The sequence below is a fragment of the Actinobacillus indolicus genome (assembly GCF_004519515.1).
In the GTDB taxonomy this organism is placed as follows: domain Bacteria; phylum Pseudomonadota; class Gammaproteobacteria; order Enterobacterales; family Pasteurellaceae; genus Glaesserella; species Glaesserella indolica_A.
Genome location: NZ_CP038145.1, coordinates 1068137 through 1083015, shown reverse-complemented (window position 1 = coordinate 1083015; position 14879 = coordinate 1068137). Strand labels below are relative to the sequence as shown.

Here is a 14879-nt window from a genome sequence, read left to right as displayed (position 1 = left end):
ACAAAACTAGAATTTTTTTGCTTGTTTTCTGTTGATTTTATGTATGATATATAACCAATTTTTTTGTTGGGGAATATAAAATGAAAAGAATCCTTCAGTATCATTTATGGAAACAGAAAAGTGGTTTATTATTACTAGATATGCCTACAGGAAGTGGTAAGACATTTGATGTTGTCGATTGGATTGCTCAAAATATAGATACTCTTTCTTCTAAAAAGCGAAAAATTCTTTTTATTACTCACCGAAAGAAAAATTTACCTGTTGAACAACTTAAATCACTTTTGGAGTACTATCATAAATCTTCCTACTTTGATGAAAATTGTTTAGTTGTTCAATCAAAACAAGATGCTTTTTTTGAGCATTTTCTCGAATATGAACACCAAATTAAGCGTTGTTTTCCTAAATTTGATTCTTCTAGTTTTCGAATATTATTAGAGTTTTGTAAGACTCATCATTTACCATCCAATAAAATTGAAAGAGATGTACAAGAAATAGCATCTGAGTTACGCAATCTTATTTGCGATCATTTAAAAACTATTTCACCAAATAGGGATGATCGTTTGCTCTTGATTATGAAAGATCCTAAGTGGGTATGGGTTTCAAAGCTATTTCCAAGCGTACTAACATTGGAAAAGACCGTATTATTTATGTCTGTAAAGAAAGCGGTATATCCTTATGATACTTTAATTGAGCCTATACAACCATTACATCAATTATTATCAGATTACCAAGTTGTTTTATTTATTGATGAATTTGATGCTGCAAAAAGAGATATGTTAGAGGCAATAATTGATCAAAATGTCGACAATGTCACAGAGTATATACCAATAGTTCAACGTATAGCATCTCGTTTAAACGAATCAAAATTTCCCTCAACACTTATCTTTAATAGACAACTTCTCGTAAAACAACCATCCTCTCAAGAAATAGAAAAAAATCTAACTGAACAGTCATTTGAAATTTCTAAAAAGTTTTCTTTAACATTAAGTTTGAAAAGTAAAGCACAAAAATCCTCTTTTAAACCTTTTATTTTCTATGATAAAACACCCTATTATCTTATTGATGCTAAGTGGAATATATTAACTTTATCTAAAGATATACAAAATAATTCATTATGGATTGAAATGTCAAAATTAAATAAAGAGGGGGATTCTTTAGTTCTCAGTAATTTGTTGTTTCGTTCTCGTGCTTTTCTCAGTTATTTTGAGAGAGGAATTGGTATGTTAGCTCAGGAGTATTTAGCTCATCGTAATCAAATATCACAAGATCGTAAAATCACTTTAGAGGATGCGATTTATTCTTTTCTTGATTTTTTTGATTTCGATAAAAAAATTGAACAGAAATTATTGAAAGATATTTTGCACTATTATTTCTACCGTAAATTAAAAAAGCAACACTCAGAAAAAGAAAATAGTAAGATTGAATTACCTATGTCTGTGGATTTTTATGAAAATGGCTTTGTTTATCATACTATTTTAGATTCTGAAGAACATGCAGGTCGCTCTAAAGTGGTGAGTTTTAATTTTAATCAGTCGCCAGAAATCCAGTTATTAAATTGGGCTGAACAATTTATGGTTGTAGGTATTTCTGCAACAGCAAATTTGCGAACGTGTTTAGGAAATTTTGATTTAGGTTATTTAGAATCTGCCCTTTCTTCAGATTATTATCATTTAACCCCTAAGGATAAGAAAAGGCTCGAAAAAAGGCTTCAGGATCAAACAAAAGGCTATGATAAAGTTTCTATTTCTGCGGAAGTTATTGAAAGTCAATCAGATAATGAATCCATAATTATTGAAAATTTATCTTTGTTGTTTCATGACATTGATATTGTTGAATGTTTAATTAATAAAGTTCAACAAGTGGAAGGAGATAATTATTCAATATACCAACTTAATCAATACTATAAGATTTTTCTTTGTTATCAGCACTTTTTGCAGAAAAATATTTATGCTTTTCTTGCTTTTTTCAATCGAAAATATGTTGGAGAAGCCCTCACTCTCATTATTAATTTTTGCAAAATATTAGAAGAAAAATACCGCTTGTCAGAATGTATTGAAATTAAATGCGTATCAGGAGAAGAAAGCGAGAAACAATTAGATTCGATTAAAGAAAGCCTAAATCAAGGTAGGCGACATTTTGTTCTTTCTACTTATAGTACATTAGGTGCTGGTATTAATATTCAGTATCCAATACCTTCTCAACAAAAATCTCATCTAATTAAAATTAATCAACGGAATGCAGATAAATATGTTGATTTTGATGGGCTTTATCTTGATAAACCAACAAATGTACTGGTCAATATGGTTAATAAGAAAGATTTAACACCTTTTGAACTTGCCATATATTTATATCAGTTAGAATACTTAAGAATTACAAATTCTGGAATGTCAAAATCCGAATTTGAATATTATCTTGAGAATGCTTTTGCTGTTTATTCACAGCGTAATCCGAGATATAAAAATGATATTAAAAGTTTGTATAAATACTTAGATTTTAAGCTGAATATTATGCAGTATTTAATACAAGCTGTTGGTCGAATATGTCGGACAAATATGAAACGTCCTCAAATTTATCTTTTTGTTGATCAGCATTTGGATGCTGTTTGGAGTAATGAGCTAGGTGAAATTCCATTACTACCTGAATTTAAGGCTATTCAGAAAACTATGCAAAAATATCAGAAACTAGCTGTAGATAAAAATAGAATAACTGGGCAACCTAAGCGTTATATTGATTCTCTTTATCGTAAATTCTCAAATCAATCAGCTTCAGAAAATGATATATATTTATGGCGACAGTTACGTGAAATTTGCCTTAAATACCCTCAAAAAAATACTCATTCAGATCATAATTTCAATTTTCTATATATTACTTTTGATAAATCAGTAAAAAGTTATTGTTATCAAACAGAAGATGATTATCAAAATGTTTATTTAACTAAGTCAGGTTTAAAAGTTAGCCATGCAACATCTCGTTTAGATCTGTTGATGAAAATACCACTTCTTAAACAACATTTTATTAAAAATAACTATCCTTTTATGCTTGATTCTTCAAAGATTTGGTTAAGCCCTGTTGTTTTTAATAATATTTATAAAGGTGCCTTAGGAGAGGAATGTGGTAAAGTTTTATGGGAATCTTACCGCTTACCATCTTTAAATGAGCTTCCATTATCTATATATGAGTTTTTTGATTTTCAAATCTCTTCTCATATTTTTGTTGATTTTAAACATTGGTTGGATGTCCAATTAGATGGGGAAGATATTCGTGAGCATATTTTTAATAAAATGAAAATCTGTGGTGCGAAATTAGTTTTTATTATTAATATTTTTTCAGAAAAGAATTATTATCCTTTTAGATGTTATTCTCACTCTGAATCACCGCTTACTATTGTGGAAATTCCAACATTCTTTTCTTCATCGTCTATTCAGATAAAAAATATTATTCAGTGTATTGAGCAAAAAATTATGGAGACAGAAAATGAGAACTAATAAACTCGTTTTTAAAACAAATTTTGATGAACTAAATAATTTATTTGTTTTTTTATGTTTTGAATGGATTGGAAAGTTTGAATGGGCAAATAGTCAACATTTAGATAAGCTTTTATCAGAACAACGTGCAGAAGCTTGTTTATATCGTTATGGAAAATTTGCTTATGCATTGTTTAAACGTAAAAATGTTAATAATCCTGAATCATTAAGACAAAAAATTGCTTCTTTACCTGAGTTTAATCAGATTAAAGTTTCCCTTGTTCAAGCAACTGATCAGGGAAAAGGTAACGTAATTACAGGAGGCTGGTTGTATCAATTATTATTAAACGCATTGATGAATAGTCCTATTGAATCTCTTGCATTTCATAACTTGAATGGTGAATGTTTTCTTATACCTCAGCCATTGAAAAAACGGGATAGCTTTATTGCTTATCAACTTGTTATAGATAAATCTGATATATTTCGTATTCAAGCGGTTACATTTCGTCAAAAATTTTCTATTTTGCAAGATTATCCAGATAAAACCCGTCAAGCTATTCTGAATCGTCCTACTTATATCATTGAAATGAATACATTAAAACGTGATTTTTCACGAAATAATTATAGCTATATTAAAGCGGGAGAGAGAAGTACACATAGTAGTAGTGAAGCTATTAACATTAGTAATCTGAGTAAATTTAAGCAAAGTCGTTTAGGGATTTTGCATTTAATGAAAGAAAAATATAATCGTTATTATGATGGTATAAGTCAAGCTTCTTGGTTTGAACGAAAGGTTGAACAGAAAATTGATAGCCGTTTTCGCTTATTAAATGAAGGAAGTAATGAATCTAAAAAACTTATAAAATTATTACAAGGTATGCAAATTGCATTGATCGATAAAATTCAAACTAATGAGAGTCATAATTTAATTCAAGATATTCAACAACAGTTATCAAATATAGGTTTCCCATCCAAACTAGTTAATTCAGAACAAAAAAATATCTCTCATCTCTGTTTAATTAAATCTTCAAATAGATATCAAGATGGTGAAGATCCTTATCAACAAGATTCTTATATTCGTCAACATCTTAGTGATTCTCTTTATTTGGATTATTATCAAGAAGATATGGAGAAAGGTGCTTGCAAGCGAGTTGTTTTATTGAAAAATTTACTAAAAGAAATGTGGATTAAAGCTGATGTTCAACAGAAAAAAATAAGCTTGTTTGAAACTCAACATGTATTGAGTGGGCAATGGATATTTGGGACTATTTCTTCAGATGCTGAAAGTATTATTGATCTACTTGTATTAAAACACACAGGAGAAATTGCTTATTTCAGAGATACTTTACTGTGTCCATCCATCTATCATGCGGATTTACAAGATGTGAGAGATTGGATTGAGGAAAATAAGAGTAGAGTTGAAAGTTTTATTATTTCAAATCGCGGAGATATAAATCTTATTATTAGAACCAATGAGATTGTTCTGCCAAAATTGGATCTAATATATAAGGAAATTATGGATGTAGATATGCCATTACCACCCAAATATCAAGATGCGAAAAAAGTGGCGATGGAGTTGGAATCTGCTCATATTGATAAATCTGAAACGCTCATTTCTATATTGAATCAATTTTCTGAGCCACTAACGAAGCAGATATTAACTAAATTACTAAGGCAATATGCAAGAGGAAATAAAGCGGTGCGAGCTTACCTCAGAACATTAGGTATTGTACTTAGTTTTAGTAAAACAAATGTGCATTTAGCTGAAAAAATGGGTGATCTATTTAGTATAAATGGAGGGGTAATAGACGAAAAAACCGCTTGGTATAGTGTTGGTGGATATGTTGATGGTTTGCAACAACATTTACCTCATTTTATTCATTTGAGAGAAATTATTGCACTCAAAGGTGAGAATCGTTATATAGATATTTTACCTCTTTTAGATGTTGATTTTGTTCGTTTTAAAGGAAATACGGTTCAGCCATTTCCATTAAAATATTTAAGGGAAATGAAAGCTTGCACTAAACTGAGATAACCCATGTTTATAATGCAATTTGTGGAAAATATTGTTCGCTCAGCTTAACTAATTCTTCTAGCGAAATAGTTGGGAATGTTGTTTTTAATCCCCTAGCTATGAGATCATTTTTTAAGATAAAGATCTGTTTATTTGCAAAAAGTTGTGGGTATTTCACCGCTTGTAATACGCCATCTTGCCATAACAAAATCGCATCATCAGGGGTAACTTGTTCAAGAATAGCGTTTAGTGTTGATAAGTCATATTGTGCTTTGGAAAATGTGTAGAGCATAGTATGTCCTTAGAATGTGAGTACTTTTTCAGCTTGATGAAGGGTATCAAATAACGCTGTTCGGCTAACAAACTGGAGTTCAGGCAGTATCCATTCTGCGTGATGTAGTCCTCGCTCATCTACTGATTGTTGGCAGACAAAACATTCAGTTAAATCATAGAGATCGATTAGCTTGAATGTGGATATATGATCTTTTTGTAAAATCTTTTCAGGCTGTTGATTGGCAACTAGATTGAATACGCCATCATTGAGAAAGCAAATGGCAATTTCATCTTCATTGCAAAAAGCACTGGCAGCCAACAGAGCATCAAGACCTTCTCTGCTTGTTGATGTGCCGAATGGGGGTTGAGTAAAGAGAATAGCAAGTTTATAACGTTTCATTTTAAATAGTCAGTAATCGATCTGCAGTAAATACCGCTTGGCTAAATTCACCAAGACCTGCAAGGGTAAAACCTTCAGCGAGATTTTGCTCTACAATGCCACGCCGTTGAGCAGCTGCAATACAGAGATGTAACGACAAGCGGTGAGATTGCGCTAATATTTTCCAAGCCTCAACCAAATTCAGTTCATCGCTGGCGGGGTCAATGAATTGATTTGCATTGCTAACCCCCTCTTGAAAAAAGAAGATCTGTTCAATCTTATGCCCTTGAGCTAAAAGTGCTTGAGCAACTTGATAGGCTAGATACGCCCCTTGTGAGCCATATACGCCGTGTTTGACTGCCAACACATATCGCATTATTCACCGTCCTGTTTGAGCTGGCGAATGTAGAGATAAACCGTGTGGCGAGAAATCTCTAAGCGGTCGGCAATTTGGTTGATCGCATCTTTAATATCAAAAATACCTTTTTCAAATAAGGCAGTGACAATATGGCGATTTTTATTGCTGTTAGAAATGTTGCGATCGTTTTTTACTTCGACAATGGTGCTTTCAATGGTTTGAGCCACCAAGTCTTCAACAGAACTTGCAAAATTCACTGAGCCTTCGGTTTCCTGTGGGGCAATAAAACTATTTAAAAATTGCGATACAGGGACATCAAGATTGATATTAATGCAAATTAAGCCGATAACGTGTTGTTTGCCGTTGCGAATAGCAATGGTGACAGATTTCATCAATACTCCACCTTTGGCACGAGTGAAATAAGGTTTGGATACGCTGTCGGTTTGCATATGATGAAGTGACCATAAAGCCCGATCTGTAATCGGCGAGCCAATTTTGCGGTCGGTGTTATGCCCATTGACGATATAAATTGCAGAGTGTTCTAAGAACTCAAGGGAATGCAGTACGATTTCGCAATGCTCACCAATGAGCGCTGCAATACCATCAACAACGGGAAAGTAGGAAGCCAAAATGGCGTGATCTTCATCAGAAAGCGGATTGAATTTTGCTGTCATACTTTGTCGCTACATAAAATTAAAAATAAGGGCACAAATTGTGCCCCTATAATGTGTTTAAGTAAACTTATTTTGCTGGTTTGAAATCTAATAATTCGATCTCAAATTTTAATGTAGAGTTCGCAGGAATTTTTCCTGCTTGACGGTCACCGTATGCTAATTGTGGTGGAGCAACGATTTCCATTTTGCCACCTTTTTTCAACATAGGGATGGCTTCAATCCACGCAGGAATTAATTGATTTAATTGGAATTCAATTGGCTCGCCACGGTCATAAGAGCTGTCAAACACCGTACCATCTGGTAATGTCCCTTTATAGTGTACTTTTACGGTATCTGTTGCTTTTGGTGATTCACCTTCACCCGCTTTTTCTATCTTATAGAGTAAGCCTGATGCAGTTTTCTTCACATCTGCTTTTTTCTCATATTCAGCACGGAATTTATCACCCGCTTCAATGGTAGATTTACTTTTTTCTGCTTGAATTTTAGTTTCTTGATCCATTAAATAGGTATCAAGTTCTTTCAATTGTTTTTGTAAATCTTCATCTGTCAGTTTACCTGTTTTTTTCAAGGTATCTTGTACACCAGCAAGGATGCGTTCTTGGTTATAAGAGAAAATCTCTTTTTGTGAACTAATCACATCTTCAATATTTTTGCCCATTAACACACCAACGGCATAGGATGAATCGTCAATGAATTTAGTATCTGCTTTTTCTGCAAAACTGACTTGTGTAGCAAAGAGAGTTGCACTGATGATAGCTAAAGCAGAAAGTTTGTTTTTTAACATAGTTTTTCCTTGTAAAAGTCATTAAATAGTTTGTTAAAACAAAGGTAGATAGGGTAAAGTGTATTCCTTCTTAACACAACCTTTTTATTTTAAAATGCAGGCAGATCTTAATAAAATTTTGGTATATGTAACAGAGCTAGAAACCAAAATTGCTTTTCAAGAGCATACCATTGAAGAACTAAATCAAGCTGTGATTGATCAACAATTTGCACTAGATAAATTACAACAACAAGTACGCCATTTAGCTGAAAAATTACAAGGAATACAACCGAGTAATATTGCAAGCCGAGCTGAAGAAACGCCGCCTCCGCATTATTAGAGTCAGTATTATGCATTTTGTTCAATTGAGATATAACAAGATGAAAATGAAACAAAAATTAATGTTATTGATCAGTATTATCGGGTTATTAGGTTCCAGTTTTGCAGAAACAGCAACAGAAACAGCGAAAGAACCTTTATTTAAAGATGGTAAGGGATATTATTCCTATAAAAAACCGTTAGCATTAACGTTACCTTCGGACAATAAAGTCTTGATTACTTATTTTTATCAATATGGGTGCAATGTTTGTTTAAATGCGGATGATGCATTAAAACAATATGCGGCACGTAATGCGGATCGCGTGGTATTACAACGATATCCTGCCGTTAACAAAGATGATCATCTCACATTAGCATTTGACTCTATCTTTAAAGCATTAGGCAAACCCGAATTAAGCGATCAGTATTTATTTGATAGTGCAGACACAAAAGATAAATTGCTGAAAAACAATACTGAAATCAAACGTTGGCTTACGAAAAATGGAATTAGCGAAGAGCAATTCCAGTATTTGTTAAATTCAGACAGTACAAAACAAATTGCGAATCAAAGTAAAAATATGAATATTCAATATTCCCCAATTATGCCACCGATGGCTATATTGAATGGAAAATACATACTAGTGAAGGATACGCTTTATAATGACGACTATACCTTTGCGGTATTAGATTTTTTAGTGGATAAATTACAAAAAGAACAGGAGAACAAATAATGAAAATTGGCATTATTGGTGCAATGGAACAAGAAGTAAAAATTTTATTAGGCTATATGTCAGAACCTAAATTAACGGACATTGCAGGGTGTAAAATTTACGAAGGTAAAATTAATAATGTGCAAGTGGCATTGCTTCAATCAGGTATTGGCAAAACAGCGGCAGCAGTAGGAACAACCTTATTATTACAATTAACCAAACCCGATATGATTATTAACACAGGATCTGCGGGCGGATTAGACGTTAATTTGAATGTAGGAGACATTGTTATCTCAAGCGAAGTGCGTCATCATGATGTAGATGTGACAGCTTTTGGTTATGAAAAAGGGCAATTACCCGCAAATCCTGCGGCATTTATGGCTAACGAACAATTAATTCAAATTGCATTAAAAGAAGTACAGAAAGCAAATTTTAATACTTCTCTCGGATTAATTTGTAGTGGCGATCTGTTTGTCAATGGCAGTGAAATGATTGCACGTATTCGTCATGATTTCCCACTGGTTAAAGCGGTTGAAATGGAAGCGGCTTCTATTGCACAAGTTTGTCATGCTTTTAACATTCCGTTTGTGGTAGTTCGTGCAATTTCAGATGTTGCAGATAAAGAATCTCATCTTTCATTTGATGAATTTTTACCTCTTGCTGCTGAAAAATCCTCCGAAATTGTGTTAGCCATGTTGAATAATTTTGCCTAATCTAAATTACAAGCGGTGGTTTATCACATAATCTTTGCAAATTTTTACTATAAACAAACCGCTTGTTATCGAAATTTATCTTCAAATTTTGTACAATTCTACTTCTTTAGCCTATGCAAAACATAGGCTTATTTATTTGATTATCTATTTATTGAGATTGTTTTATGAGTTCATCACCAAATATTGGTTTTGTGAGCCTAGGCTGTCCGAAAAACTTAGTGGATTCGGAACGTATTTTGACTGAGCTTCGCTCAGACGGTTACAACATTATTTCTAGTTACGAAGGCGCAGATTTAGTGATTGTCAATACTTGTGGGTTTATTGACAGTGCTGTACAAGAGTCTTTGGAAAGTATTGGCGAAGCACTAGAAGCTAATGGCAAAGTGATTGTGACAGGCTGTTTAGGTGCAAAAGAGAACCAAATTCGTGAGGTTCATCCAAAAGTCTTGGAAATTACAGGACCACATAGTTATGAAGCGGTTATGAAGCACGTTCATAAATATGTGCCTAAGCCTGAATATAACCCTTACGTTAGCCTTGTACCTAAACAGGGAATCAAGTTAACCCCGAAACATTATGCTTATTTGAAAATTTCGGAAGGTTGCGATCACCGTTGTACATTCTGCATCATTCCATCTATGCGTGGCGATTTAGATAGTCGCCCAATTGTACAAGTTTTAGATGAAGCGAAACGTTTAGTCGATTCTGGTGTCAAAGAGCTACTGATTGTGTCTCAAGACACCTCTGCATATGCTTTAGATAAGAAAAGAGAAGAAGGCTCTAAAACGGTTTTCTGGAACGGTATGCCAATCAAAAATAACTTAATCACCCTCTGTGAACAGCTTGGATCAATGGGTGTTTGGGTTCGTTTGCATTATGTTTACCCGTATCCACACGTGGATGACCTTATTCCATTGATGGCTCAAGGAAAACTTCTGCCTTATTTGGATATCCCGTTACAACACGCAAGTCCAAGAATTCTTAAAGCGATGAAACGCCCTGGATCGATTGACCGCACTTTAGAACGCATTAAAAAATGGCGTGAAATCTGCCCTGATTTAACCTTGCGTTCAACATTTATCGTTGGTTTCCCTGGGGAAACAGAAGAAGATTTCCAAATGTTATTGGATTTCTTAAAAGAAGCACAATTAGATCGTGTCGGTTGCTTTAAATTCAGCCCTGTTGATGGTGCTGTTGCAACTGAAATGGAAGATCAAGTGCCAGAAGAGGTGAAAGAAGAACGCTTCCACCGCTTTATGCAATTACAACAACAAATTTCAGCAGATCGTTTACAACAGAAAATTGGCAGAACCTTGTCAGTGATTGTCGATGAAATTGATGAAGAAGGAATAATTGGTCGCTCAATGGCGGATGCCCCTGAGATTGATGGCGTTGTCTATGTAGATAACCTTTCAGGTGCAGAAGTGAAAGTGGGTCAAATTATTTCAGTAACCATTACCCAAGCAGATGAATATGATCTGTGGGGAACTTGTTAAGTTTTATAAGGAAACATTATGTCTGAAAATCAACAACCAAGTGTAATTCGCTTTGAAAAAGCGGTTGAAGAAAAAAATTACGAGCTATCTTGTAATGAACTATTAGATATTCTAGGCAAACTGGATAATAATTTTGGCGGCATACAAGGGATTGAAATTGATTTACCAAAACAGTTAGTTTTAGAGAAAGACACAACCATCTATTTCTGTACAAGGATGTCGGTGGCAATCACAAGTTTATTCCAAGATCCGAGTTTAAGTATTTCTGACAAGGGTGCTCAGAGATTTTTAACACTTCAACGTTGGATTTCAATGTTATTTGCAAGTTCTCCATTCGTGAATGCAGACCACATTTTAAGAACTTACAACCGCGCTAAAGATAAAACGGATCCAAATAATATCGAATTAGAGGCAACTAAAAATGCCTTTATCAAATTCTGTATTTTATATTTACCAGAATCTAATATCACATTGAATTTAGATGCTATGTGGAATTTAGATCCTGAGTTATGTGCGTCACTTTGTTTTGCGTTACAGTCACCACGTTTTATTGGAACACCACATTCATTTTCAAAAAGAGCCGCTATTTTACAGTGGTTCCCAGAAAAATTAGCTCAAATTAAAAATTTGAACAATATTCCAAGTGCGATTTCTCATGATGTGTATATGCACTGTAGCTATGATGTAGCAGAAAATAAGCATTTAGTGAAAAAAGCGCTAAACCAAGTTATCCGTCGTCATTTAGTGGAATGTGGTTGGACAGATAGAGATGTTTCTCATATTGGATATAAAAATGGCAAGCCAGTCATGGTGGTATTACTAGAACATTTCCACTCTGCACACTCTATTTATCGTACACACTCAACCTCTATGATTGCTGCTCGCGAACATTTCTATTTAATTGGTTTGGGTGGCGAAGCGGTAGATAAAGCGGGGCAAGATGTTTTTGATGAATTTCACCTTTTGAAAGGCGATAGTATTTTTGACAAATTACTTTTTGTGAAAAATATTTGTGAAAAAGAAGGTGCATCCATTTTATATATGCCAAGTATTGGAATGGATTTAAATACTATTTTTGCAAGCAATACCCGTTTAGCACCAATTCAAGCAGTGGCTTTAGGGCATCCTGCGACAACGCATTCAGAATTTATTGAATACGTTATTGTTGAAGATGACTATGTTGGCTCAGAAGCGTGTTTTAGTGAAACATTATTGCGTTTACCAAAAGATGCTCTACCTTATGTTCCATCTGCACTAGCGCCGACGAACGTAGAATACCGTTTACGTGAAAATCCAGAAGTGGTAAACATTGGTATTGCTTCAACTACGATGAAGCTAAACCCCTACTTCTTGGAAGCGTTAAAAGCGATTCGTGATCGTGCCAAAGTGAAAGTACATTTCCATTTTGCACTAGGTCAATCAAGCGGTGTTACACATCCTTATGTAGAAAAATTTATTAAGAGCTTCCTAGGGGATAGTGCAACAGCACATCCACACACACCATATCATCAATATCTCTCAATTCTGCATAACTGCGATATGATGGTGAATCCATTCCCATTCGGGAATACGAATGGCATCATTGATATGGTAACTTTAGGTTTAGTGGGTATCTGTAAAACAGGCCCAGAAGTTCATGAACATATTGATGAAGGCCTATTTAAACGTTTAGGCTTACCTGAATGGTTAATTGCGAATACTGTAGATGAATATGTTGAACGTGCGATCCGTTTAGCAGAAAATCATCAAGAGCGTTTAGAGCTTCGCCGTCATATTATTGAAAATAATGGATTAAAAACATTATTTACGGGTGATCCGCGTCCAATGGGTCGTGTATTCTTAGCAAAATTAAATGAGTGGGCGGCAGAGCATAAAGTGGAATTAACTTTACTTGCTGAATCTCAAGCATTACTTCCTGCAAAAGAAGAGGCCCCAAAGAAAACTGTAGCAAAAAAAGCGTCGGAGAAAAAAGCACCAGAGAAAAAAGCTGAAACAGTAGCTAAAAAGCCTAGTGCAAAAAAAAGCTCTCCGCTTAAAGATGCAGCTGAAAAGCTCAAAAAGAAATAAGAAAGGAGTATAATATTTATCAAAGCGCACTAGTAATGTAATTGGACATTATGTGAAGCTATATTTGGTGGTGTTATCGGTAGCCAAGTCGGTAAATAATATCTTTATTCTTCGTAAGCCGTCTGGATTTTATATTCAGACGGCTTTTTCTTTGCGTCCTATTTTGTTCTAGCGTACAATCCAATCTTTCCAATTTGGAGGTGACTATGAAAAAAATTGCATTCGTTATGCTGATCGCAAGCTTAGGCTTAACCGCGTGTGGCGTAAAAGGCCCACTCTATTTCCCTGAAAAAACAGAACAGACTCAAACTCAATAAGCGGTCAGATTTTGCAAATTTTTTGCAAAATCTATCCGCTTGTAAACACAACTCGGATATTTTAAATGGATTATTTTAACTATAAAAATCAACAGCTTTTCGCAGAAGATGTGGCGATTAGCGACATCATTGCACAACACGGCACACCAGCTTATATTTACTCAAGAGCGACGCTTGAACGCCATTGGCACGCGTTTGACAATGCTTTTGGCACTCATCCACACTTAATTTGCTTTGCGGTAAAGTCTAATTCTAACATTGCCTTATTGAACGTGATGGCGCGTTTAGGATCTGGCTTTGATATTGTGTCGCAAGGTGAATTAGAACGTGTCTTAGCCGCAGGCGGAGAGGCAAGCAAAGTGGTTTTCTCTGGTGTGGCAAAATCTCACAGCGAGATTGCCCGCGCGTTAGAAGTAGGAATTCGTTGCTTTAACGTGGAATCAGTTTCTGAATTAAAACGCATTAACGAAGTCGCAGGGCAACTTGGCAAAATTGCGCCTATCTCATTGCGTGTCAATCCCGATGTTGATGCTAAAACCCACCCTTATATCTCAACAGGGTTAAAAGAGAATAAATTCGGTGTCAGCGTGAAAGAAGCTCGTGAAGTGTATCGCTTTGCTAAAACCTTACCGAATGTCAAAATCACAGGTATGGATTGCCATATCGGCTCGCAATTAACCGAATTACAGCCGTTTTTAGATGCGACTGACCGTGTTATTGTGCTGATGGAACAGTTGAAACAAGATGGCATTGAATTACATCATCTCGATCTTGGTGGTGGTTTAGGGGTGACTTACACCAATGAAGCGCCTCCACATCCAACAGAATATGTAGCGGCATTACTTGATAAACTCAAAGCGTACCCAAATCTCGAAATCATTTTAGAACCGGGCAGGGCGATTACTGCAAATGCAGGGATTTTGGTGACGAAAGTCGAGTACATCAAACAGAATGAAGACCGTAGATTTGCGATTGTGGATACAGGGATGAACGACATGATCCGCCCTGCGTTATATGAAGCCTATATGCAAATTATTGAAGTCAACCCATCGCTTGTACGTGAAAAAGCCGTATATGATGTTGTAGGCCCAATTTGCGAAACCTCGGATTTCTTAGGGAAACAGCGAGAGCTGTCCATTGCTGAAGGCGATCTGATTGCTATGCGTTCGGCTGGAGCTTATGGTGCAACCATGTCATCAACTTACAATTCGCGCCCACAAGCCGTAGAAGTGATGGTAGATGGCAATAATGCTCATCTCATTAAATCTCGCGCCAGCTTTGAAGAGTTATGGCGTTTAGAAAAATTATTACCTTAATACATAGGAAAAATAGT

14 protein-coding genes are annotated in these 14879 nt (G+C 35.0%); 9 read left to right on the top strand and 5 right to left on the bottom strand.

Features of this window, described 5'->3' with window-relative positions:
* Positions 1 to 80: 80 nt before the first annotated feature.
* Positions 81 to 3485 (top strand): hypothetical protein, encoded by a 3405-nt coding sequence (locus EXH44_RS05310; protein ID WP_162856563.1) that lies wholly within the window; start codon positions 81 to 83, stop codon positions 3483 to 3485.
* Positions 3475 to 5499, top strand: a complete 2025-nt coding sequence (locus EXH44_RS05305; RefSeq protein WP_162856562.1) for a hypothetical protein — start codon at positions 3475 to 3477, stop codon at positions 5497 to 5499. The genes EXH44_RS05310 and EXH44_RS05305 overlap by 11 nt, the downstream gene beginning before the upstream one ends.
* Before the next feature lie 7 nt (positions 5500 to 5506).
* Here the strand turns inward: EXH44_RS05305 and EXH44_RS05300 are convergent, their stop codons facing one another.
* The 5 genes from EXH44_RS05300 to fkpA form a co-directional block, all read right to left on the bottom strand.
* Positions 5507 to 5770, bottom strand: a complete 264-nt coding sequence (locus EXH44_RS05300; RefSeq protein ID WP_162856561.1) for a DsrH/TusB family sulfur relay protein — start codon at positions 5768 to 5770, stop codon at positions 5507 to 5509.
* A 9-nt stretch (positions 5771 to 5779) separates the two neighbouring features.
* The gene (gene tusC / locus EXH44_RS05295) at positions 5780 to 6151 is read right to left on the bottom strand and encodes a sulfurtransferase complex subunit TusC (protein ID WP_016528613.1); all 372 of its coding nucleotides are present in this window, start codon (positions 6149 to 6151) and stop codon (positions 5780 to 5782) included.
* Between the two features lies 1 nt (position 6152).
* Complete coding sequence (gene tusD / locus EXH44_RS05290; protein WP_162856560.1) at positions 6153 to 6506, bottom strand: sulfurtransferase complex subunit TusD; 354 nt, start codon at positions 6504 to 6506, stop codon at positions 6153 to 6155.
* The gene (locus tag EXH44_RS05285) at positions 6506 to 7162 is read right to left on the bottom strand and encodes a helix-turn-helix transcriptional regulator (protein ID WP_162856559.1); all 657 of its coding nucleotides are present in this window, start codon (positions 7160 to 7162) and stop codon (positions 6506 to 6508) included. Before EXH44_RS05285 ends, tusD begins: the two co-directional genes overlap by 1 nt.
* A gap of 67 nt (positions 7163 to 7229) precedes the next feature.
* Positions 7230 to 7946 (bottom strand): FKBP-type peptidyl-prolyl cis-trans isomerase, encoded by a 717-nt coding sequence (gene fkpA / locus EXH44_RS05280; protein WP_162856558.1) that lies wholly within the window; start codon positions 7944 to 7946, stop codon positions 7230 to 7232.
* A gap of 94 nt (positions 7947 to 8040) precedes the next feature.
* Between fkpA and EXH44_RS05275 the strand changes: the two genes are divergently transcribed.
* The 7 genes from EXH44_RS05275 to lysA all read left to right on the top strand — a co-directional run bounded on the left by EXH44_RS05275 (position 8041) and on the right by lysA (position 14862).
* Positions 8041 to 8265, top strand: coding sequence for a SlyX family protein (locus EXH44_RS05275; RefSeq protein ID WP_162856557.1), 225 nt, complete (start codon positions 8041 to 8043; stop codon positions 8263 to 8265).
* Between the two features lie 46 nt (positions 8266 to 8311).
* Positions 8312 to 8974, top strand: coding sequence for a thioredoxin domain-containing protein (locus EXH44_RS05270; RefSeq protein ID WP_244238746.1), 663 nt, complete (start codon positions 8312 to 8314; stop codon positions 8972 to 8974).
* Positions 8974 to 9666 (top strand): 5'-methylthioadenosine/S-adenosylhomocysteine nucleosidase, encoded by a 693-nt coding sequence (gene mtnN / locus EXH44_RS05265; protein ID WP_162856556.1) that lies wholly within the window; start codon positions 8974 to 8976, stop codon positions 9664 to 9666. The genes EXH44_RS05270 and mtnN overlap by 1 nt, the downstream gene beginning before the upstream one ends.
* Before the next feature lie 164 nt (positions 9667 to 9830).
* The gene (rimO, locus tag EXH44_RS05260) at positions 9831 to 11162 is read left to right on the top strand and encodes a 30S ribosomal protein S12 methylthiotransferase RimO (RefSeq protein ID WP_162856555.1); all 1332 of its coding nucleotides are present in this window, start codon (positions 9831 to 9833) and stop codon (positions 11160 to 11162) included.
* An 18-nt stretch (positions 11163 to 11180) separates the two neighbouring features.
* The gene (locus EXH44_RS05255; protein ID WP_162856554.1) at positions 11181 to 13229 is read left to right on the top strand and encodes a UDP-glucose:protein N-beta-glucosyltransferase; all 2049 of its coding nucleotides are present in this window, start codon (positions 11181 to 11183) and stop codon (positions 13227 to 13229) included.
* Between the two features lie 206 nt (positions 13230 to 13435).
* Positions 13436 to 13546, top strand: coding sequence for an LPS translocon maturation chaperone LptM (lptM, locus tag EXH44_RS05250; protein WP_162856553.1), 111 nt, complete (start codon positions 13436 to 13438; stop codon positions 13544 to 13546).
* Between the two features lie 65 nt (positions 13547 to 13611).
* Positions 13612 to 14862 carry a diaminopimelate decarboxylase gene (gene lysA, locus EXH44_RS05245; RefSeq protein WP_162856552.1) on the top strand — a complete coding sequence of 417 codons (1251 nt, stop codon included), beginning with the start codon at positions 13612 to 13614 and terminating at the stop codon, positions 14860 to 14862.
* Positions 14863 to 14879: the final 17 nt, after the last annotated feature.